The sequence below is a fragment of the Sporosarcina luteola genome, assembly GCF_007991495.1.
Lineage (GTDB): Bacteria > Bacillota > Bacilli > Bacillales_A > Planococcaceae > Sporosarcina > Sporosarcina luteola.
The window spans coordinates 146,819-169,651 of record NZ_BJYL01000003.1 but is presented as its reverse complement, the minus strand read 5'-3'; the positions used below and the strand labels follow the sequence as shown (position 1 = coordinate 169,651).

Sequence of the window (22,833 nt, the reverse complement as noted above, 5' to 3'; positions counted from 1 at the left end):
ATCTATTCATACTACAAAAGAGAGCCGATAAGCGAGCTCTCTTTTGTAGTTTTCTATGTAGACAATAAAATAATAGAAGTGTAAAATTAGAAATAATTAGTAATTATAGATAACTATTTTAATCACAGGGAGGGACGATATGACGACTATTCTTCTGTCTGCAAAAACAAAATTACCGCATCCCCTTTTGGATAGCGTTAAAAGGACGAGATTACATGATATATTTCATACTCAACGCGTAAAAAAAGTAACCATTCTTCGGGCTCCGGCGGGCTATGGCAAAACAACGCTCATCAGCCAATGGTTTAAAACGTTGGAACACGATCAGGTCGCCTATCTGTCCATCGATCCTTCTGACAATGATCCATCCCGCTTTTGGGCATATGTATTTCACGCTGTGGAGAAAGCGTGCCACTCTGATATCGGACAGGTATTAGCACCACTTTTGTATACACCGGACAACGCGGGGAATGATTTTCTAATCGAATCCTTTATTTATGAAATGAGTTTAACGGCTAAACCATTGCATATCGTATTGGATGATTACCATCTCATTGACAACGTGGTTATTGATCAAATGATGACAAAATTGGTTGAACAGTCACCGGAGCATGTGCATATATATATTTCCACTCGGACAGAGATTAATTTACCGATTGCCAAATGGCGTGCCAAACAATGGGTATATGAGCTTGACACCCCTCAACTACGATTTACACCACTAGAAGTGAAGCAGTTTTACTCCACGAAAAACTTACCCTTACCAGATCAAACACAATTAGATCTTATTTTAGATAAGACGGAAGGATGGATTGCTGGACTGCAGTTGGCAAGTTTAACATCCAACCATGGAAACCCAGTGGAATGGGAACATATTTCTCGTTCAGCTATATTCGACTTCTTATTACAAGAAATCATGGATCCGCTTCCTAAGCCTACACAAGAATTTCTCTTACGTACATCTTTGATCAATGAATTGGAGCCCTCCATCTGCAATCAACTTACACAAAGAACTGACAGCTACCAGTTACTTGTGGAATTAGAGGAGAAAGGATTCTTCGTCATCCGCCTCCAATCAAACAACCCGGTATTCCGCTACCATCATTTATTTGCCGAGGCGTTAGGATCAGAGGTCAAAAGACGCTTAACGGCTGAGGAAGTGTCAAGTCTTGCACATGACACAGCAGCTGTCTTATATGAACGCGGGGATTTCACCGCGGCAATCGAACTCTCATTGAAATATGAACTTTACGACTTAGCTGTGTCTTGGATTACCGAACATCTTGTCCAGCTCTTTGCGTCAGGACAAATCTCTACCTATTTAAGGTGGTTGCATCATTTGCGCAGCGAGCACGTTACGGCTCCGTATGAATTTCTTGTAATCGGTGTCATTGCGTCCATGTCATCATTGGATACAGATACAGCAAATTCACTTATGCAGGAACTCGAAACACGACAAATCACCGATCGGTGGATGGAAAAGGAAGAACATGCAGCTATGGTGTTTCTTTATGAGCACGCAAAAGCCATGGCAATCGTTTCAACTGGCGGGAACTTGCAAACCGCAAAGGCGATCGTTGAAAAACAGTTCAACAATAAAAACATACCTTCTCGATGGGATCAGTTGCATATGCGCTTTAACATTTTTGAGTATAAATTGTTGAGAACAAGCATTGCCTCAAAAGGAAAAATGCCATCTATGGAGGACGGAATGGCAATCGCTGAAATAATCCGCAAGCCGTTTTACCTAAAGAGAGGAATTGGGGCCTATTCCTACGGCACGTCAGCCGAATCCTTATATGAACGGAATTTACTGGACTATGCTAAAGCTGAACTTGACGTTGCGATGCAACACGGTCATGAACTCCAAGACCCCGGCTTATTCATCCCTATGTATTTATTGAAAGCGAAGATCTATTTAACTGCTAAGAAAACCACTTCAGCTCTCGCCTTATTAACGCAAGCAAAACAACTAGTAACGGAAAAGCATTGGCTAACAACACTTAGCATCATGCAAGCCGCTTGTCATATTGCAGATGGCGACATTGCCAATGCAGAAAAAGAATTGCAACCAACAAAGTCAAACCAACCTTTTTGGATGCTTGTCTATGCACGTCTATTACTGGCAAAACAGCAGCCCGACAGCGCTTTAACCATTCTGATTCAGACGAAAACGAAAGCTCAGCAAGAAATGCAAATCGCAACAATTATAGAAGCAACTGTTTTAGAGGCCATCTGCCATCAACGACTCGGCGACATGGAAACAGCACTTTCCACTTTGCTGGAAGCAATGAAAACAGCTTCCCCCTATTACTATATTCGCACGTTTTTAGACGAGGAAGAGATTTATCCTTTATTGAATAAAGTTCGGCAATTGCATAAGAACGATGAAGAAGTAAGAACATCGATTTCCGCCCATTATTTAGATCACTTTCAAGTCATCGAAAGCATTACTGAAGCGCATCCTTTGCTCACACCAAGAGAAAAAGAAGTCTACGACTTGCTAGCAGACGGCATCACCAACCGCGAAATTGCAGAGCAGCTTTTTTTATCGGAAGGTACTGTAAGGGTCTACCTCACTTCCATATATAGTAAAATAGGGGTCGATTCGCGTGCCAAGGCGATTCTTCTAAAATATAAATAGTGTAGTAGCGGGGATGTGCCTCGCTACTTTTTTCTTTGGAAAATTCACAGTTGAAACTTGGCTGTTTCATTGTGTTGAGGGAGAGTTCTCGTTTACCCCAGAAGAGTTCTCGTTAATACTTTCGAAGTTCCCGTTTATCCCGGAAGAGTTCTCGTTAATACTTACGAAGTTCCCGTTCACCCTCGAAGTGTTCTCATTTAATCCGGGAGAGTTCTCATTCTTCATTAAGAAGTTCTCATTTAATCCCAAAAAGTTCTCCTTTCTCTTTAGAGAGTTCTCATACATCACGAAAAAGTTCTCAGTATCAGCAATCCTTACGCAGCTCTCCCTTTAAATGAAGTGAAAAAAATCCAATCACAAATTGACGTGATTGGATTCTCTCCTTCTTATGCTTTTAAATGTCACACAGACACGCTTCCCCACTCATTTTTTTCAGCAGCCATCACTTCCTCATCATGCAAATGACAAGCGACAAAATGGCCTGGCTGTCTTTCTACAAATGCGGGATCCAATTTAGAACATATATCCATTGCTCTTGGACATCTTGTGTGGAAGCGGCAGCCGCTTGGAATATCGATGGGGCTTGGGACGTCGCCTTTTAAGAGAATTTGAACTCGAGAGCGCTCCATTTTAGGATCGGGCAGTGGAATCGCTGAAAGTAATGCCTCCGAGTAAGGATGCATTGGATTTTCATACAGATTTTCACTATCCGTCAACTCCACAATTCTTCCTAAATACATGACCGCTATCCGGTCGCTGATGTATTTCACCATCGACAGGTCATGCGCGATGAACAAATAAGTCAACTCTTTTTCTTCCTGGAGTGTTTTCAATAGATTAACGATTTGGGCCTGGATGGACACGTCGAGTGCTGCAATCGGTTCATCCGCCACAATGAACTGCGGATTTACGGCAAGTGCTCGTGCAATGCCAATTCGCTGTCTTTGTCCCCCGCTGAATTCATGCGGATAGCGCCCCGAATGACTTTTGTTCAAACCTACAAGTTCCAGCAACTCATTCACTTGTTGTTCGCGTTCCTTCACGGATGCATCTGGTGTATGAATGACCAGCCCTTCCGAAATGATTTCCATAACCGTCAAACGTGGATTGAGGGATGAGTATGGGTCTTGGAAAATCATCTGAATATCCCGCTTTTTCTGTTTCACTTCCGCCTTACTAAATTTCCCATGGACATCTTCATGCTCAAATAGTATTTCACCGCTTGTCGGCTCATAAATTTGAGAAATGGTTCTTCCAACTGTTGACTTACCACAGCCCGATTCACCAACAAGGCCAAGCGTTTCACCTTTTTTAATTGTAAAGCTGATGCCATCCACTGCCTTCAATGTATCTTTTTTATTGATTTTAAAATGCTTTTTCAAATCATTAATGACTAGCAAATCTTCATTTTTCTTCATCGCTGTGCACTCCCAACTGTTTCAGGTGCATGATTTTCCGGCGTACGGGAATCTTGTAACCAACATAATACAGAGTGGCTCTCACTTAACTCTGTTTTTCGTGGATGATAATCATGACACACCGCCATCGTATACGGACATCTTGCCGCAAAAGGACATCCTGTCCCCAATGTTGCTAAGTCCGGAGGGGAACCGGGAATCGGGATAAGTGGTTCTGACCTTTTGGCATTTAAATTTGGCATTGAACCGAGTAGCCCCAACGTATAAGGGTGTTGTGTTTCGTAAAATATTTCATCCAACGTGCCGTACTCCACAACTTCTCCTGCGTACATAACTGCTACTTTATCTGCCATATTTGCAACGACACCAAGATCATGCGTAATAAGGACAATTGCCGTATCCATTTTCTCTTGCAAGTTTTTCATAAGTTGCAGGATTTGCGCTTGGATGGTCACGTCTAGTGCTGTTGTCGGTTCATCGGCAATCAATACTTGAGGAATACATGCTAGTGCCATCGCGATTACGACACGTTGCCGCATCCCACCCGAAAACTGATGCGGGTAAGCATCGAGTCTTTTTTTAGCGTTCGGAATTCCAACGAGCTCCAACATTTCCAACGCTCTTTGCCTTGCCTCACTTTTGGTTAACGTTTGATGTTTCTTAAGCCCCTCCATAATTTGCTTTCCAATTTTCATTGTTGGATTTAATGAAGTCATCGGATCTTGGAATACCATTGAAATCTTGGAGCCTCGTACTTGTTGCATATCTTTTAATGATAATTCCAGTAAGTCCTGACCTTCAAACTTGATTTCGCCTTGCGGAATAACAGCACTATGTTTCGGTAATAACCGCATGATCGATTTCGCTGTAACAGACTTTCCAGAACCCGATTCACCGACAATTGCGAGGGTCTCCCCTTTTTTCAGAGAAAAACTTACGCCTTTCACCGCAGTGATTTCTCCGTTTCGGGTCTTGAATGAAACATGCAGATTATCTACGTCCAGTATATTCTCTTTCAATTTTTGACCCTCCCTATCTTCTCATTTTCGGGTCCAGCGCATCACGAAGACCATCTGCCAGCAAGTTAAACGAAATCATGATCAAACTGATAACAGCTGCCGGGAAAATAAGCTTGTATGAAAAATAACGCATAGACTTATAGCCATCTTCAATTAACACCCCAAGTGAAGCGAGCGGGGCCTGTAAACCGAGGCCAATGAAACTTAGAAATGCTTCAAAAAATATCGCTGTAGGAATCGTGAACATGACCGTCACAATGATCGGCCCCATGACGTTTGGCAATAGATGTTTACCAATCAATCTTGCGTTCGATGCCCCAAGCGTTCTAGAAGCAAGGATGAATTCCTGACCTTTTAATTGCAGGATCTGCCCACGAACGACACGCGCCATACCTACCCATCCGGTAACGACAAGCGCCAAGATGATGGAAGTAATCCCAGGTTCCAAAATGAGAATGAACAAGATAATCACAATCAAATTAGGGATCCCGACAAGCACTTCAATAATTCGTTGCATTATATTATCGAGCCGCCCTCCATAAAATGAAGAGATCCCTCCGTATAGAACGCCGATTGCCAAGTCAAGGGCGGCCGCAACAACGGCTATGAATAAAGAAATCTGTGTCCCTTTCCAAACCCTTGTCCACAAGTCCCTTCCAAACTCATCTGTTCCGAACCAATAATTTTCTTCTATATTTCTTGTTGCATAGACGTCATTACCTTTTACATCTTTCCCATCAAAACCAAGCCACTCTAATCCGGCTACTTTTGGCGGAAGGTTGGAATGTGCTATGTTTTGACTCCGATATGAGTGCTCATTAATTGCCGGCCCCACTAAAGCTAAAAGGGTTAATAAAGCAAGGACAATGAGAGAAAAAACCGCACCTTTGTTTTTAAATAGACGTTCTCTTGCTTCTTGCCAAAAAGAAATAGAAGGAGTCATGATTTCTTCACTAACGTCCCGATCCAATGGAGCAGGTACGAATAATTCATCAGGAGGCTCAGTTAGATGATTCAGCCTCGAATCGATAGGATTCACATCTTTTTTCATCTTCACGGTCATGACTGTTCCGCCCCCTTATAGTCAATTCGGGGATCAAGGAGCCCGTAAAGAATGTCAACAAGGAAAACGACTAAGATGAAGAGCCCGCTATAGAAAAGCGTAATTCCCATAATCACACTATAATCGAGGACAAGAATCGATAATGTGAACTGCTCCCCAAGTCCGGGAACGGAGAATATCTTTTCGATGACGAGCGTACCTGTCATGATAGACACCGCCAAAGGACCGAGCATTGTGACGACCGGGATGAGTGCATTACGTGTGACGTGTTTGACAATAACTGTCCACTCGCTCAATCCCTTTGCCCTGGCAGTCGTAACGTAATCTTGTCCAAGCACCTCGAGCATTTCACTTCGAATGAACCTGGCTACCGTCGCGATAACCGTTACCGACAAAGCAAACGAAGGGAGAATTGTGCTGGAATAACCTTCCCAAAGAGCAACTGGCAACCATTCCAGTTTTACCCCTACATAATATTGCAAAAGTGCTGCAAATACGAAGGATGGAATAGACATACCGAGAACCGCAATTGTTACAGACAGATAATCATATACAGAGTTATGTTTCAAAGCGGAGAAAATACCAAGTAAAAGACCTATAATTGAGCCAAAAATAAGTGCTTGCAGGCCAATAAAGGCTGATGGTCCGATTCGATCTCCAATCATGCTGAAGACAGTCCGCCCCTCGTATTGGAACGAATAGCCTAAGTCTCCTTGTAATAAATTACCGATGTATTTCAAGTATTGAATTGCTACAGGTTGATCCAATCCATATTTCGCATTAAGAATTACCAACTGTTTCTCTGTTAACTTTTCGGGATTCGTAAACGGCGTTCCCGGTATAAGCTGCATAAGAAAAAAGGTGGCGGTCACAATGACGAAAAGGGTGACAATCATGAATCCCACTCTCTTAAATATGTAACCTTTCACATTGACCCCCCTATCTTTAAATACCACTGTTGCTGGACTAATTCTGACCATAAAACAAAAAGAGGGGTGCACCAGTTGGTCACCCCTGCTTTTCTGATGCTTTCGTTTCTATTATTCTTCGATGTAAGCCCATTTGTAAGAGAATTCAGCGCCTGATGGGTGTTTGACTAAATCTTTAATGTTGCCGCGCTTAAGAATTGCAGATCCCGTTTGGTAAAGCGGTGCGATTGCAGCGTCTTCAACTAACAAGATTTTTTCAATTTCCAGTAACATTTCAAAACGTTTGCTTAGATCCGTCTCGCTATAGGCTTGCGAAACCAAATTGTTCAGTTTTGGATTATCATAATCCATACGGTTAGCCGATCCGCCTGTCACCCACATATCCAAGTAAGTCATCGGGTCACTATAGTCTGGTCCCCATGATGATAAGGAAATGTCATATGTGATAGCTTTTTCAATTTCAAGTCGTTGCGCAAATGGCACAGCCTTTATTTCCAGCTTAAATCCAGGAAGGTTATCCTCAAGCTGTGCTTGCAAGTATTCAGCAACTTTCTTATGTGCTTCAGAGTCAGCAATGTTAATGGATACGGTAACTTCTTTTTCGCCAATTTCTGCTAACGTATTTTCCCATAATGTCTTAGCTTCTTCTATTGACCCTTTATTGATATCACCGTTAATTTCGCGGTAATCTTTTTGATCTGGAGAGAAATAGTATCCTCCTGCCACAAGTCCGTATAATGGTGTGGATCCATCTTGCAAGATGATATCCGTTAACCCATCACGATCAATGGCCATATTGATGGCTCTACGGATTTCTGGATTTCCGAGAATCGGGTGATTATGGTTGAATCGTAAAAAGATGATATCGGATTCTTTTTCAATTTGGAAGTCCTCATTGTCTGCGTATTGCTGAACGAGAGCAGATGTGAGTAGAGTACGATCAATTTTTCCAGTTTCATAAAGATTTGCCCCAGTGGAAGGTTCTTTCACTACAATCACTTCAACTTTGTCGAGCTTTACATTGTCAGCATCCCAATAGTCTTCATTCTTTTCTAAAACCCATCCTTGCTCATGAGTCCAGCTAACAAGCTTGAATGGTCCGTTTGCTAAAACATTTTCCGCTTCAAGTGCATATTGGTCACCAAGCCCTTCAACAAATTCTTGATTTTGTGGAAGGAATGTCGGGAATGCAAGCAATGTGACAAACAACGGATTCGGACTTTCGAGTGTCACTTCAAGCGTCAAATCGCCTGTCGCTTTAATGCCGAGCTCATCCGCATCCATTTCTTCATTCATAATCGCCTCTGCGTTTTTAATGCCAGCTGTAGCAAGCATATAGTTATATGCACCGGCTTCCCTCATAACGCGTTTCCAAGCATACTCAAAATCAGCAGCCGTTACAGGGTCTCCATTGCTCCATTTCGTATCTCTCAATGTGAATGTATGAACGACTTCATCTTCACTGACATCATGTTTTTCAGCTAATGCTAAAATACTTTCATTGTTTTCATCTTGTCGATAAAGCCCCTCATTGGTATTGTTCAAAACGTTGAAAGCAACACCATCATGCGCTTTCGTTGAATCCATCGTCGGAATTTCCGCAGAAGCGGATAATTTCAGTACTTGTTCTACTGTTGCTGCTGTATCGCCTTCCTTAGTACCTTCTTTCTCCTTCTCACTCCCTTTATCAGTATCTGGCGAATTGAAGTTACAGCCTGATAAAACAAGAGCAAAAATTGTTAAGAAAATAAACCCCAACCATTTCTTATTCTTCATTTTTCCGTTCCCCCCTTGTAATATTTCTTTAATATTCATATAATTATAATCGCTTACATTCTAAATATCAATAACAATTTAAATTATCAATTTACTATTTCAGAGCAGTTTCCTAATAATAGAAAAGGAGTTTAACAACCTATGAAAAAATTAGTTTTCACCTTCTTCATTGCCGCGCCTTTCCTGTTGTATCTCTGTACGCTGCTATTCTTGCCATCAAACCTTGTCCGTTTATTGGATTTCATCTTTTTTAGCGGTCTCTTCTTTCTAATGATCGGAAGTGTGATGTTAATCATTCAGGCCGGTTTTTTCAATGCTTTCATTTCTTCTTTCAAACACTTCTTTTCCACTATTAATAAAAGGGAGCAAGCAATACGGGGGTTTGAAGGAAATAACAGGGAAAAAGTGAGTTATAAAAAAGAATATCCAAGTTTGAAAAAGATATTATTGGTTGGTGTTGTTTATTTTTCATTTGGTCTTATCGCTTCGAGTATTGTTGTCTTTTTGAGAATCTAGTTTTTCAAATTAAAGAAGATGAGAAGCCCCCGGCAATATTTCACCGCAGGGCCTCCCATCTTCTATTTCGTAAATAGAAACGATCGCAAATTGAAAATAATCGAAACGCTTCCCCGTGTATCCGACAACTGGTACCCTAAACTAAAGTTGCATCCCTAATCGCGTCCTCAAGCTCTATAGCATAACGGACAGCTTGCTCTTCCGTCCAATTGAACTCTTGTTCCAAGAATCGGCAGACTGTTTCTTTATGCGTTTGCACCCACTGGAGATCAAAGTACAAAGCACCTGTCCGCCTGATGAAGAAGTCCGTTGGTTTGTAGATGAGTTCGTGGTCAATTGAATAGCGCAGTTGCGCATATACAAGAGGATCCATGTCCTTAGTTCGTGCTATACTTTTACCATTCTTGAAGAGAAAGAAAACGGTATCGACATTGGATCCGTAGCGATGGATTAGTTTTTCAGACAGTTCTTTTGACAGTCCGAGTATCCTTCCCTCCTCCACTTTCTCGGTGACAAACGTACGGAACCCATCTGCGCCTCCTAAATCTCCACCTGAAATTGGCAGATGCTTCGTCCGGGAGCCGGGATATTGCCTTCCTTGCTCTTCATTCAATTGCATTACAACTACATCAAGGACGTGTTCAGCCATTTTGCGGTATCCGGTCAATTTACCGCCTGCTATCGAAATAAGACCTGACTCGGATACGAATATTTCATCTTTCCTCGAAATTTCGGTTGGTGATTTTCCGTCCTCGTGGATTAATGGACGTAATCCTGCCCAACTGGATTCTACTTCATCAGGTCCGATATTCACCGAAGGGAACATGAATCCAATTGCTCGCAATATATAATCACGATCTTGAACAGTCACTTCTGGATGAGCAATATCGCCTTTGTAGACGGTATCGGTCGTACCGACGTATGTTTTTCCCTCTCTCGGGATAGCAAAAATCATCCGGCCATCCGGACCATCAAAATAGATCGCCTGCTGCAACGGGAATTTCTTCCCGTCAAACACGAGATGAATCCCTTTCGTCAATTGAAGAGATTTCCCTTTCTTAGAATGATCCATCTCACGTAATGTATCCACCCACGGCCCTGAAGCATTAACGATCTTCAATGCTTTCACTTCTAAGTCCCCACCGTCAATCAGATCTTCAACTTTGACACCGACTGCCTGCTTGTTTTCATAGATGAGATCTGTCACTTTCATATAATTCAATGCAACCGCGCCTTCTGCTACGGCCTTCTTCATCACTTCAATCGTCAGGCGCGCGTCATCTGTCTTGTATTCAACATAGTAGCCTGCACCTTTTAAACCATCTTTTTTCAATAAAGGCTCATGAACTGCAGCAACATCCGGCTTGAACATCTTTCTACGTTCACTTTTTTTGACGCCTGCCAGAAAATCATAGACCCGCAATGCAATATTTGTTGTGAATGGACCGAACGTTCCCCCTTTGTAAAAAGGCAACAGCATCCATTCAGGAGTTGTAATATGCGGTCCATTTTGATAGACGATTTCTCGTTCTTTACCGACTTCCGCAACCATCTTCACTTCCAGTTGCTTCAAATAGCGTAACCCTCCATGGACGAGTTTCGTTGATCTGCTCGAAGTGCCTGCAGCAAAGTCCTGCATCTCCAATACAGCTACCTTCAAACCTCTTGTTGCAGCATCCAGTGCGATACCCGCGCCCGTAATGCCGCCCCCAATGACTAGTAAATCGTATGTCTGCTCCTCAAGCTCCTTTTTCAATCCGGTCCTGTCCACATTTGAAAATCGCATGTATCATCCACTCCTATCCATATTTTGCAAATAAAAAAGAGAGACCACAAATCACCTCCATTTCCTGAACGGAAATATGGAGTGAAGTGGTCTCTCGAATTCTCTACCAATTTATTAACTTGTTTTTAGAATACCATGAAGTACTTTCATTTAAAAGTATTACTGCTTTACTTATATTCCCTCGTAGCAGCAACCGCTTTTTTCCACCCTACATATAAATCCTCCCGCTCTTCTTCAGAAAATGCACTTGAAAAAGTCGTTTCCACTTCCCATTTTTGCACAATCTCCTGTTGGTCTGCCCAATACCCGACTGCCAAACCTGCCAGAAATGCAGCACCCAGCGCAGTAATTTCATTGACAACCGGACGTTCGACAGGAACGTTTAAAATATCGCTTTGAAATTGCATAAGGAAATCATTTGAAACCGCACCGCCATCAACACGAAGTGACTCCAGACCAATGCCCGAGTCAGTGACCATCACTTCAAGCACATCCCTCGTCTGATAGGCCAATGATTCGAGTGTCGCCCGGATGAAGTGTTCTTTTGTCGTCCCGCGCGTTACTCCGAATACGGCACCGCGGGCGTCGCTGTCCCAATATGGCGTTCCGAGACCGACAAATGCAGGGACAACATATACACCATCGGATGAACTGACTTTTAATGCATATGCTTCACTATCTGAACTCTTGTCGAACATGCGCAACCCGTCTCGGAGCCATTGCACGGCAGATCCAGCAACAAAATTACTGCCTTCAAGAGCATATGTCACTTCACCATCGACAGACCATGCAATCGTTGTCAGCAAACCATGTTTGGACCGGACGCACTCTTCTCCTGTATTCAACAACATGAAACTTCCTGTCCCGTACGTTGTTTTAGCCATCCCTTTTTCGAAGCATGCTTGACCGAACAATGCCGCTTGCTGATCACCTATCACACTCGCAATCGGAATACGATGACCCGTAAATGGATAATCATCCGCATAAGCATAAATTTCCGATGAGGATTTCACTTCAGGAAGCATGCTTGCAGGCACGTTCAATATATCGAGCAATTCTTCATCCCACTTCAATTCCTTAATATTGAACAGAAGGGTGCGGGACGCATTGGAATAATCCGTGACGTGGGCACGGCCACCCGTCAACTTATAAACCAACCACGTATCGATCGTTCCAAATAATAAATCACCAGCAACTGCCTTTGCCCTTGCCCCTTCGACATTGTCCAGAACCCACTTCACCTTCGTCCCTGAAAAATAAGGGTCTATCAACAGCCCTGTTTTATCAATAAACAGATCACTGTACCCATCGTTACGCAATTGTGTGCAAATCTCTTCGGTCTGTCTGGATTGCCAAACAATGGCCTTATGGACGGGATTTCCGTTGTTTTTATCCCAGACGACAGTCGTTTCTCGTTGGTTTGTAATACCGATTCCTGCAATCTGTCCGGGAAGCACATCAGCCTTGCGCAGCACTTCCGCTATACATGACAGAATCGAATTCCATATTTCATTTGCATCCTGTTCAACCCACCCCGGTTGGGGGAAAAATATTTCAAACTCCTGCTGAGCCGTTTCAACTACTCTTCCTTTTTTATCAAACAAGATTGCACGTGAACTTGTTGTCCCCTGATCCAGGGACAAAATGTATTGTTCCAATTCATTTACCTCCGTCCGTTGCTAAAGTGACGCCCGAAAAAAGGAGCTCAGGACTCCGTGTCCCTTACTCCTTATTAACGGGTTTAGAATATCGTGAAAAGCGTTGTATTAGCTATCGTCACCATCGTCATTACCAATGTGTTAATAAAGGCGCCGACATAGACGTTGCCCGTAATTCTGAACAGATACCGGTTGAAGATCGCAGCTATCGCTAAAATCGGGACTAGGCCGATAACAATTATAGAGGATAGAGATTCACCCGGATAACCTGCTGTTCCTGTTATGAACAACAACCCGTATTGATAGATCAGGTAAAGTGATAAGCCGCCAACGAAATGAAGAATTGAAATGACATACCCTTTTACGCCATCGTATTTTTCCCCAGCTGTATTCATATTGACGGACATGCCCACGATGAAATAGTAAACAAAGAATAATGGTGCGTATTTCAAAAGCGCGATGAGGTGTTGCACTTCGAACGTCTTGACAGCGACGGTCCAAAGACGGAAATCCACTTTAAATATTGCGTCCACAGCAAACAATATGCCAAAACCGATTGCCGCAGCCAGGACAGCTGTTACAAGTGAAGCAGCAATCGTTTTAACGTTTGCCTTCACGCCATAATTCGCAATCGTCGCACCTTCTGACTTCTTGGAAACGTAATGATAGCAAACCGCCACCATCAGCATGACGACTGAAACGTTCAGCGCCCAATAAACAATTGGATTCACGGTAGGAGCGCCGAAAAATGGTGTTGTTTCAAGGAACTTATCTTGGCTCCTCAATAAGACATATTGAATGACACTTAACCCCAACAGAAGTAGTGAACCTGTTTTAGCATTTTTACTGTAGTTCTTTATCAACGAGAAGATATAGACGATCGCAGACAGGGCAATGAAAATCATACTCACCTGACGCAATAACCGCATGCCTGAGACATCAGCTCCGTATAACGCTGTGAAGAACAGTGCAGGGTACAGGCTGCCAAAAACAATGAGCAAGTAACTTGTCAATTTAGATCCATCTGTCTTCGGTTCCGGCAGTGGAACTGTTTTCGCCGTATAAATCGAATTGAAGAACGGCAGTTTGGACAACAGAAGAATGACTGGGATGAAGAGCATAAAAAATCCAATCAGTGCAACAAATGAAGCAAACTCTTTGAACATCCATGACTGTCCCGCCTCATCGACTTTTACAAGATTGCTATAATCGGCAAACGCCATATCATAAAAACCGATGGCATCCCCTGTAGATTCCTTCGAAAAATGATTCCATGGGTGCGTTTCATTCGGCTGATAAATCACTCTTTTGCCGCCATCCACTTCATACACTTTTCCTGCTTCGGGATTCTCAGGATTGCCGAGGAAGCCTTGACCTTCTTCCGTTCCCACATAGTCCTTTTTCACAACTGATTTGCCGGCTCCCGCAGCAGCCGCGTCAAAAAAGAATTCGTCATACTGTCCGGCAACTTTACCGGATAATCTTGGTCCATATGCTTTGTTAATATCTTCTTCACTGAGCCCTAACACTTTAAGCCATTGGTAATCAGAACCCATCGTGAGAGAAGTGAAGATCTTTCTGACGCCGGATTCTGTAAAATCGGCTTCATCGAGTATGACTGCATGCGTAGATGAAAAACCACCCATGGAATGACCTGATACGGCAATAAGTCCATTCCCGCTTTCATCTTTCAGTACATACTCCTGATTATACATATACTGAACGGCATCATAGATCGCATGGGGCCAGAAGGAGAAAAACGGTACCGGTTTCTCCATCGTTCCTGTGGAATGCCCATGATCATATTGATCCAACGCCAATACAACATAGCCTCTTTTAGACATCTCGATTGCTTGCGCATCCTGCATTTCCCCTGAATTCAAGTACCCATGTGTCGCAATCAGGGTCGGTCTCGGTTGATTGTCTGCACCTTCAGGTTTATACAACAGGCCGGACAGTTCTCCCCTAGGCGTATCAAAATAAATGCGTGAAACATCGACATCTCCACCAGAACTATTAAACTGGGAAGCAGTCATACTTCCAATTAAAATTAATACTAACGATATAACCAACCATACGACCGGTTTCTTGAACTTGTTCATAATATCCCCCTCATTTTTAATTTTTGGCCTTACATTAAACTGCCTATTACTGCCTATTAAAGTATACGTCTACTTAAATGGACAATTACGTAGTCAACCACTACACAGCTAGGTTCATCGCCCTCACAATGAAGCCACCCCCAAATGTACATTGTTATAGCGGACGAAAAAAAGACACATTAAATATCCCCAGTCGAATCTCCGAGGAAAGCAATGTGTCTCATCATCTCATCACGAGCTATTAACTTATCAAGAGTATACAATTCTTTGAAAGCGTTGTCAATTCTCTATATGTATGAACACCTAACTGCGCTACAGGTACTCATACCCGGTTTTCATCTACATATGGTAGGATAGATTTAGGTCGCATAAAAAGTGAGAATCATAAAACAGAATCAGCCAGGAGTGATGATATGGGTAAAAAGATCATACCCGCGATACGCAACATGAAAGATTTTGATGATGTGCTCAAGACCGATCATGAACTGATCATCTTTTTAGAGACGCGCCTCTCCCAATTGGAGAGCACCGTCAAATATGCAAAGCAACATAAGAAGAAGGTGCTAATCCATGCAGACCTCGTGCAAGGATTGAAAGTGGATGAGTATGGGCTTGAATATCTGATTCATAATGTCAAAGTCGACGGCATCATTTCAACGAAAGCAAACGTGATCGCCTCTGCAAAAAAGCATAATATTATCGGTATACAGCGTCTGTTCGCACTGGATAGCCATGCGCTCAATCACAACTTGAATATATGCAAAAAGATTAAACCCGACTACATTGAAATCTTACCCGGTGTAATCCCGGATATCATTAAAAAGATCTATGACGAAACAGGGATTCCCATTATTGCCGGCGGCCTGATCCGTACCGAGAAAGACGTGGACAATGCCATCAATAGTTCCGCTTACGCAGTCACGACATCCAATAAGGATTTGTGGTAAGGCAATTGTAAAAATGGATTGCCCAAATTAGGACAATCCATTCCCCTATCACTTATCCAATTCCACCGTTTCATTCACATCTGTCGACTCTGCGTCCTTCCCTCTTATCCTCTTGTACATAAACGCAATGTTTTTAGCTAAGTTCCCGGTTTCCCAGTATTCTGCGGCTTCTGCTTCGATTTTAATTAGAATGACGTCGGGGTCGTCGTAGGTCGTTTGCATGATTTTCTCGTAGGCTTTGCTCCAAAGTTCCTTTTTCTTGTTGAGGTCCTCGACGATTTCAGCTCGTCCGCGGACGGATACGTAGGATTTGCCTACATAGGCCACGTTCACGTCTTTCTCATGCAGGATTTCCCTGTATTTATCCGTCTCCTTCTTCGTGAAAAACCATAGATCGCCGTCAAACTCCACTTCCTGTGTCTTCATGGGACGGGAGACAAGCCCCTCATCCGATACCGTCGTCAGCATCGCCGTGTCGATGTTTTTGATTAGACCTCTTAATGTCTCCAGTTCTTCTTGCTTCATTATCTATCACCTCATTTAGGATATATAAATAGAGTACCCTTTCTATGAATTATTATTCGCTGCATATTTTCAAGCTAAAACTTCCATTCCCGAAGTATATAGTTAGCAATTTAACAAGCAATTCAATATAATCGTATTATTGTAGTCTATTTGTTAACTACAATATCCACTACAAAGAAAGGGAGGTTTCCATTAAGTAGATCGGCAGTTCATAAACTACTACTATTAAGGGAGTGGGATGATGAAGAAACGATTGAAATGGTTGTTTGCAGTTCCATTGAGTTTGTTGCTGATGTTTAGTATGTTGCCCGTGGGGATGGCGAAGGAATGGGATATGAATTACGAGAATTATCGCCAGGTGGCAACTGGTATGGATGGCATGGTGACGACAGCGCATCCGTTAGCGAGTCAAATCGGAGCGGAAGTTCTTAAAAATGGAGGAAATGCAATTGATGCTGCGGTTGCAATTCAATTTGCATTAAACGTTACTGAACCGATGATGTCGGGTATTGGTGGCGGTGGATTCCTTATGTATTATGATGCGGAGGCTGATGAGACACTCATCTTGAACAGCCGTGAGCGAGCGCCTGCAGGAGCTACTCCGGATATGTTCCTCAAAGCCGACGGAGAGCCGATTCCTTTTGCGGAAAGAGCGTCTGGCGGGAAAGCTGTCGGTGTGCCAGGAACGTTGAAAGGTCTCGAAAATGCACTTGAAAAATGGGGAACGATGTCTATGGAGGAATTGATCGACCCTGCCATTCAACTTGCCCAAGACGGTTTTCCGATTGACTCCGTACTAGCGAGTGCCATCGAGGATAACAAAGCAATGCTCTACAAAACGGCGGCGGGAAATGTATTCATTCCTGACGGAAAACCATTGCGTGAAGGAGACCTCCTCGTACAGAAAGATTTGGCAAAGACATTTGAATTAATTAAAACTGAAGGAACTGATGCATTTTACAAAGGGGAAATTGCCGAAGCGATTGCAGGTGTTGTCCAACAATACGGCGGCTCCATGACAACAGACGACTTGGCAGCTTACGACACAACATGGGATAAGCCTATCTGGGGAGAATACAAAGGCTACCAGATTGCAAGTATGCCACCACCAAGTTCAGGCGGAGTCTTCTTGCTTCAAATGCTCGGCATCCTTGATGGAGTGGACTTGTCTCAATATGACGTAAAGTCTTGGGAAAAGTATCATTTACTTGCGGAAGCGATGCACTTAGCTTATGCGGATCGTGCGGCTTATGCAGGAGATCCTGAGTTCATCGACGTTCCGTTGAAAGGGTTGTTACACCCTGACTATATTCAAGAGCGATTGAACTTGATCAGCCTTGACTCGATGATTGAAAAACCAACAGCCGGAGACCCTTGGGCATATGAGAATGCTACTCAGGAAACGGAGATCGTTGAACAGCCAGACGATAAAAATCCTGGCGAGACAACCCATTTCTCCGTTGCAGACCAATGGGGCAATGTCGTTTCCTACACTACGACCATTGAGCAATTATTCGGTACAGGAATCATGGTTCCAGGCTATGGCATCATGCTGAACAATGAATTGACTGATTTCGACGCCGTGCCAGGCGGAGCGAATCAAGTCGAACCGAATAAGCGACCACTTAGCAGCATGACACCAACTATCGTCTATGAAAACGGCAAGCCGGTCATGACTGTCGGATCGCCAGGCGGACCGACGATCATTACATCAGTGCTGCAAACAATCATCCATTCCATTGCCTATGATATGGAATTAAAAGCGGCAGTCGAAGAACCAAGAATCTATACGAACAACACCTCTTCTTACCGATATGAAGATGGCATTACTGAAGAAGCGATGGAACAATTACGGATGAGAGGCCATCAATTCGGGGAAAACTCGACAGTGATCGGGAATGTTCAAAGTATCTGGATTGATCAGAAAGAAGGCATTTTCAAAGGAGTTGCCGACTCAAGCCGTAATGGAGCAGCGATTGGGATTGATTTTTAATAGGTAGTTTAAATTTAACTATGCTATAGTCAGACCAGATTATCATCTCCTTTGATAACTCGTCTTTAAAAAAGTATAAGAGGACAACCATTTGTAAATCTGGTTGTCCTCTTATTTTCATCTCTAGAGTAGAGAAATAGCTAACAGAAAGAAAATAAAATCGTTAAGAATGACGCAGTCACCACATTATTTATTTACTTGGCCATATTTTCGCGTCTGGCTCCAACATCCATTTATGTTCCTCTTCAAATATACGTTCAGTCCAAGGATTATTATCAATATGACGGATCATCCAACAAAAATACATCGCATATCCTGGAGCTGTAGCTTGCGGATGGTCTAATCCTCCTGGTATTTCTAGATAGCTATTATGTTCAACACGATATGCATGTGGTCCGACCATAGCGCACCCAAATCCTTGTGGCTTATCAAATCTGTAGTAATAGACTTCCGGTTGATCATGGTGATGAGGTGGATAGCTTGACCAACGACCCGGATAAGAAATCACCTCACCGATAACTAGGTTTGAATAGGGGGCATTCTCATAATCAAATATTCTACGAATTACACGCTCTGCGGTACCGTCCCATACTCCCTCTCCTGTATTCGCACATTCACAGTCTTCCGGTCTGTACAATTTTGCTGCAAATTCATTCGTATTGTCTGTTGATTGTACAAGCACTTCACTATTTGCAAAAGCAGTTACTTTAACTTCAACTCCACATGGAACATGGAGACACCAAGGTAGTTCTTCAAATACAGATTCTCTTGTTATTTCCCGAGAATGATTGTTCCATTCTAATCGTACGGAACCTTCCAGTAGAAGAATAGCCTGCTCCTCTTCAGCTTCCAGTAATTGAATTTCTGTTCCAGCAGGTATTGCATATATTCCGATGTTCATTTTAGAGTTTTCATTATCTATTTTTGTTAACTCTACATAACCTTCATTCATTTTATCTAGCTTTTTATAGTACATTATGATTTCCTCCCAAATATGAAAATTCAGATGCGGTTTGCACTTTGAAACATTTCCATATGTACTCTAACATTTTCTGCTGCCGCTTGAATGACTTTATCATGGTAAATAAAATAATTGTCGAAAGGCACATTATCATTTACATTTTTTATTACATTATTGAATGTTGAAGTTGCTACATTAATTTTGCGGATTCCGCTTTGTATTGCTTTACGGAAATCTTTCTGATAAATTCCTGAACCTCCATGTAGAACTAAAGGGATGTCAGTCACATCATCAATTTCCTTGAGCCGATCCAACCGCAATTCCGGTTTCCCCTTGTAAACGCCATGTGCATTGCCGATTGCAATTGCTAGTGCATCTACTCCCGTTTCTTCAGCAAATTGTTTTGCATTCTCGACAGAAGTAATGGCAATTTCGATATCCACTAAGCCATCTTCACTTCCACCAACTCGGCCTATTTCGCCTTCCACTGTAGCATCGTATTTCGATGCAAGTTCAACAATTTTTTTTGTTTCAGCAATATTTTGTTCAATGGGTAATAAAGAACCGTCAAACATCACAGAAGTAAAGCCTATTTCTAAAGCTTCCTTTATTTTTTCTTCAGTCTCTCCATGATCAAAATGTACAGCAACTGGCACACTTGCTCTCTTTGCAGCTTCAACCATCATAGGTCCAATTAAATGAAGGGGTGATGGCCCAAGCCTAACTTCAGCTATTTGCAATATAAGAGGCGAGCGTAATTCTTCTGCTGTTTGTATAGCTCCAATGACCATTTCCATATTCGCTACACTGAATGCCCCAACCCCATAGTTTTCTTTTTCTGCCATAGTTAGTATTTCCTTCATTTTCACAAGCGCCATATTTCGTCTCCTTAAGGGAATTTTTCATCTGAATATAGGAAAGAGGATGGACTGTACAAAGCAGCCCTTCCTCCAACAAAATTATTTCACATAGCGTGCTGTGACCATTTTCTTTCTTGTATAAAATTCAACCCCATCTTTGCCATTCGCATGAAGATCTCCATAAAACGAATTCTTATAACCAGAAAATGGGAAGAATGCCATTGGTGCCGGCACCCCCAAGTTAATGCCTAACATTCCAGCATCAATTGTCTCTCTAAATTGTCGAACGTCCGCTGCACTATCTGTATATAAGCAAGCACCATTCGCAAATGATGATGCATTTGCCACTTCTATTCCTTCTGCAAGATCCTTCACTCTAACTATCGAGAGGACTGGTGCAAAAATTTCATCTTGCCAAATTTTCATATCTACTGTTACATTATCAAAAATTGTTGGGCCAACAAAATAACCTTCGCCATCAACTTCCTTGTCTTGACGACCATCACGGATTAACAACGCGCCTTCCTTTATTCCTTTTTCGATATACCCCAAAGTACGATCCTTATGTGAATCGCGGATTACTGGACCAAGGAACACACCTTCATCAAGTCCGTTACCGATAACAATTTCATCTGCTGCTTTTTTGATTCTTGCAACCAATTCATCAGCAATTGAATCTTCCACAGCAACTACCGCAGCCGCCATGCAACGTTCACCAGCAGAACCAAATGCTGCACTAATAATTTGCGTAGTCGCAACGTCAAGATTTGCATCGGCAAGAACGATCGAATGGTTCTTAGCTCCAGCTAAAGCTTGTACCCGCTTCGAATTTGCAGCACCAGTTTTATAGACATATTCGGCAACTGGCTGGGAACCGACGAATGAAATCGCTTTGATCTTTTCATGTTCTAAGATTCCGTTAACCACATCATGTGCTCCGTGAACAATGTTCAATACGCCATTAGGTAGACCGGCTTCTGTAAACAACTCTACAAGTCGATTAGCCAGCAAAGGCGTACGCTCGGAAGGCTTTAAAATAAATGAGTTACCACACGCGATTGCAAGTGGGAACATCCATGCAGGAACCATCATGGGGAAGTTAAATGGTGTAATTCCAGCAACGATGCCTACAGGATATCGGTACATTCCCGATTCAATACCCGTCGCTATATCAGGTAGTTGTTCGCCCATCATTAACGTCGGTGCACCTGCTGCGAACTCCACACATTCAATGCCACGTTGCACTTCTCCATACGCTTCCGAGAGGCTTTTCCCATTTTCGATTGTAATTAATTTTGCTAGTTCGTCCCAATTTTCGACAAGAAGTTGCTGGTACTTGAATAATATACGGGCACGTCGCGGTACAGCAGTTTTCGACCAAGTTTTAAAAGCTTTATCTGCAGCTAATACAGCTTTTTCAACATCCTCCTTTGATGAAAGAGGTACTTCAGCGATTGCCTCACCCGTCGCAGGGTTAAAAACTGTTTCATAATTAATTGAATTGGAGTCTACCCACTCTCCACCTATATAGTTTTTCAATCTATCTACTGTTGTTATTGTCGTCAATTTTTATCTCTCCTTTGTTATTGAGCCGGTTCATAAATTGCCATCTCAAGATACTCCAAAAGCTCTGTTTCAGTTGGCATTGCTTCTGAACAACTATGCCTGGAAATTACTATCGAAGCTGAAGCACTTCCCATTTTCATTGCTTCTGAAATACTTTTTCCGTTCATTAACCCATAAATAAATGCGGAAGCGTACGAGTCTCCGGCACCAAAGGTCTTTAATACATTTGTACGGAAAACGCCGCTCCGATAGGATTTTCCATCCTTTTGATAAGCAATAGAACCTTCTCCACCATGTTTGATCACCACTATGTCTGCATTATAAGAAAACCAGCGGGAAGCAGTGTAATGATCATCAGATTCATGTACATTCAATAATTTCTCCATCATGTCAAACTCTTCACGTGTTCCAATTAAGACGTTGCATTTCTCAGCGGCCAAATTATAATAAACAGCTGTTTCTGCATCATCTACCCACGAATATGGACGATAATCTAAGTCGAAAAATACAACGACATTATGTTTCACAGCGTACTCAAGAGCTAGGAACACAGCCTCTCTGGATGGACTTTGTGCAAGTGCTGTACCAGAAATAATCATTGCTTTTGATCGCTTAATATATTCCTCATCTATATCAGACGGATGAAGTTTCAAATCAGCGACATTATCTCGGTACATGAGGATACTGCAATCTTCCGGACTTTTGATTTCAGTAAATGCAAGCCCTGTTACAGCTCCTGTTTTATCAATTTTAACGCCTGTGGTGTCGATAGCGTCTTTCTCCAAATAATCGACAATAAAACGTCCCATCTGATCATCCGAAACTTTGCCAATAAAGCCCGTCTTCTGTCCAAGTCTTGCCGAACCGATCGCAATATTCGCAGGTGAGCCGCCTACATATTTTGTAAATGTATTTGTCTCTTCCATCGGACGGTTTATTTCATTTGCATTCAAGTCGATGCAAAGCCTACCAATAGCAATAAGATCTAATGATCTCCCATTTGAAAACACAAGTGGATTCAAAACTTCTCCTCCTATACTACGTTGCTTCTATCTAGATTAGGTTAAGCG

17 protein-coding genes are annotated in these 22,833 nt (G+C 42.5%); 4 read left to right on the top strand and 13 right to left on the bottom strand.

Going from position 1 to position 22,833, the window contains the following annotated elements; all coding sequences use genetic code 11:
* Positions 1 to 139: 139 nt before the first annotated feature.
* Complete coding sequence (locus tag SLU01_RS01140) at positions 140 to 2,644, top strand: winged helix-turn-helix domain-containing protein (RefSeq protein ID WP_147054442.1); 2,505 nt, start codon at positions 140 to 142, stop codon at positions 2,642 to 2,644.
* A gap of 401 nt (positions 2,645 to 3,045) precedes the next feature.
* On the opposite strand, the gene SLU01_RS01135 is transcribed toward SLU01_RS01140, so the two are convergent.
* From SLU01_RS01135 to SLU01_RS01115, 5 genes are all read right to left on the bottom strand, one after another.
* Complete coding sequence (locus tag SLU01_RS01135; protein WP_147054440.1) at positions 3,046 to 4,062, bottom strand: ABC transporter ATP-binding protein; 1,017 nt, start codon at positions 4,060 to 4,062, stop codon at positions 3,046 to 3,048.
* A complete protein-coding gene (locus SLU01_RS01130; protein ID WP_147054438.1) occupies positions 4,059 to 5,081 on the bottom strand; it encodes an ABC transporter ATP-binding protein in 1,023 nt (340 codons plus the stop codon). The genes SLU01_RS01135 and SLU01_RS01130 overlap by 4 nt, the downstream gene beginning before the upstream one ends.
* A 13-nt stretch (positions 5,082 to 5,094) precedes the next feature.
* On the bottom strand, positions 5,095 to 6,144 hold the full coding sequence (opp3C, locus tag SLU01_RS01125; RefSeq protein WP_147054436.1) for an oligopeptide ABC transporter permease: 1,050 nt from the start codon (positions 6,142 to 6,144) through the stop codon (positions 5,095 to 5,097).
* Positions 6,141 to 7,073 (bottom strand): ABC transporter permease, encoded by a 933-nt coding sequence (locus SLU01_RS01120; protein WP_147054434.1) that lies wholly within the window; start codon positions 7,071 to 7,073, stop codon positions 6,141 to 6,143. The genes opp3C and SLU01_RS01120 overlap by 4 nt, the downstream gene beginning before the upstream one ends.
* A gap of 111 nt (positions 7,074 to 7,184) precedes the next feature.
* The gene (locus tag SLU01_RS01115) at positions 7,185 to 8,849 is read right to left on the bottom strand and encodes a peptide ABC transporter substrate-binding protein (RefSeq protein WP_147054433.1); all 1,665 of its coding nucleotides are present in this window, start codon (positions 8,847 to 8,849) and stop codon (positions 7,185 to 7,187) included.
* Positions 8,850 to 8,990: 141 nt separating this feature from the next.
* Here SLU01_RS01115 and SLU01_RS01110 point away from each other — a divergent pair, with 141 nt between their 5' ends.
* A complete protein-coding gene (locus SLU01_RS01110) occupies positions 8,991 to 9,365 on the top strand; it encodes a DUF3899 domain-containing protein (protein ID WP_147054431.1) in 375 nt (124 codons plus the stop codon).
* A gap of 136 nt (positions 9,366 to 9,501) precedes the next feature.
* On the opposite strand, the gene SLU01_RS01105 is transcribed toward SLU01_RS01110, so the two are convergent.
* The 3 genes from SLU01_RS01105 to SLU01_RS01095 form a co-directional block, all read right to left on the bottom strand.
* A complete protein-coding gene (locus tag SLU01_RS01105) occupies positions 9,502 to 11,151 on the bottom strand; it encodes a glycerol-3-phosphate dehydrogenase/oxidase (RefSeq protein ID WP_147054429.1) in 1,650 nt (549 codons plus the stop codon).
* 167 nt (positions 11,152 to 11,318) lie between these two features.
* Positions 11,319 to 12,809: a glycerol kinase GlpK gene (glpK, locus tag SLU01_RS01100; protein WP_147054427.1), complete on the bottom strand. Its 1,491-nt coding sequence runs from the start codon at positions 12,807 to 12,809 to the stop codon at positions 11,319 to 11,321.
* An 83-nt stretch (positions 12,810 to 12,892) separates the two neighbouring features.
* Positions 12,893 to 14,911 carry an alpha/beta fold hydrolase gene (locus SLU01_RS01095; protein WP_147054425.1) on the bottom strand — a complete coding sequence of 673 codons (2,019 nt, stop codon included), beginning with the start codon at positions 14,909 to 14,911 and terminating at the stop codon, positions 12,893 to 12,895.
* 413 nt (positions 14,912 to 15,324) lie between these two features.
* Between SLU01_RS01095 and SLU01_RS01090 the strand changes: the two genes are divergently transcribed.
* Positions 15,325 to 15,858 (top strand): glycerol-3-phosphate responsive antiterminator, encoded by a 534-nt coding sequence (locus SLU01_RS01090; RefSeq protein WP_147054423.1) that lies wholly within the window; start codon positions 15,325 to 15,327, stop codon positions 15,856 to 15,858.
* A 48-nt stretch (positions 15,859 to 15,906) separates the two neighbouring features.
* Here SLU01_RS01090 and SLU01_RS01085 read toward each other — a convergent pair whose 3' ends face one another.
* Entirely contained in the window at positions 15,907 to 16,383 is a 477-nt protein-coding gene (locus SLU01_RS01085; RefSeq protein WP_147054421.1) for a pyridoxamine 5'-phosphate oxidase family protein, read from the bottom strand.
* 241 nt (positions 16,384 to 16,624) lie between these two features.
* On the opposite strand from SLU01_RS01085, the gene ggt reads away from it, so the two are divergent.
* Entirely contained in the window at positions 16,625 to 18,376 is a 1,752-nt protein-coding gene (ggt, locus tag SLU01_RS01080) for a gamma-glutamyltransferase (protein ID WP_147054419.1), read from the top strand.
* Positions 18,377 to 18,566: 190 nt separating this feature from the next.
* Here ggt and SLU01_RS01075 read toward each other — a convergent pair whose 3' ends face one another.
* From SLU01_RS01075 to iolC, 4 genes are all read right to left on the bottom strand, one after another.
* Positions 18,567 to 19,352 carry a 5-deoxy-glucuronate isomerase gene (locus SLU01_RS01075; RefSeq protein WP_147054417.1) on the bottom strand — a complete coding sequence of 262 codons (786 nt, stop codon included), beginning with the start codon at positions 19,350 to 19,352 and terminating at the stop codon, positions 18,567 to 18,569.
* A gap of 26 nt (positions 19,353 to 19,378) precedes the next feature.
* The gene (locus tag SLU01_RS01070) at positions 19,379 to 20,215 is read right to left on the bottom strand and encodes a class II fructose-bisphosphate aldolase (RefSeq protein WP_147054414.1); all 837 of its coding nucleotides are present in this window, start codon (positions 20,213 to 20,215) and stop codon (positions 19,379 to 19,381) included.
* An 81-nt stretch (positions 20,216 to 20,296) separates the two neighbouring features.
* Positions 20,297 to 21,763 carry a CoA-acylating methylmalonate-semialdehyde dehydrogenase gene (locus SLU01_RS01065; protein WP_281288351.1) on the bottom strand — a complete coding sequence of 489 codons (1,467 nt, stop codon included), beginning with the start codon at positions 21,761 to 21,763 and terminating at the stop codon, positions 20,297 to 20,299.
* Between the two features lie 17 nt (positions 21,764 to 21,780).
* On the bottom strand, positions 21,781 to 22,785 hold the full coding sequence (gene iolC, locus SLU01_RS01060; protein WP_147054412.1) for a 5-dehydro-2-deoxygluconokinase: 1,005 nt from the start codon (positions 22,783 to 22,785) through the stop codon (positions 21,781 to 21,783).
* Positions 22,786 to 22,833: the final 48 nt, after the last annotated feature.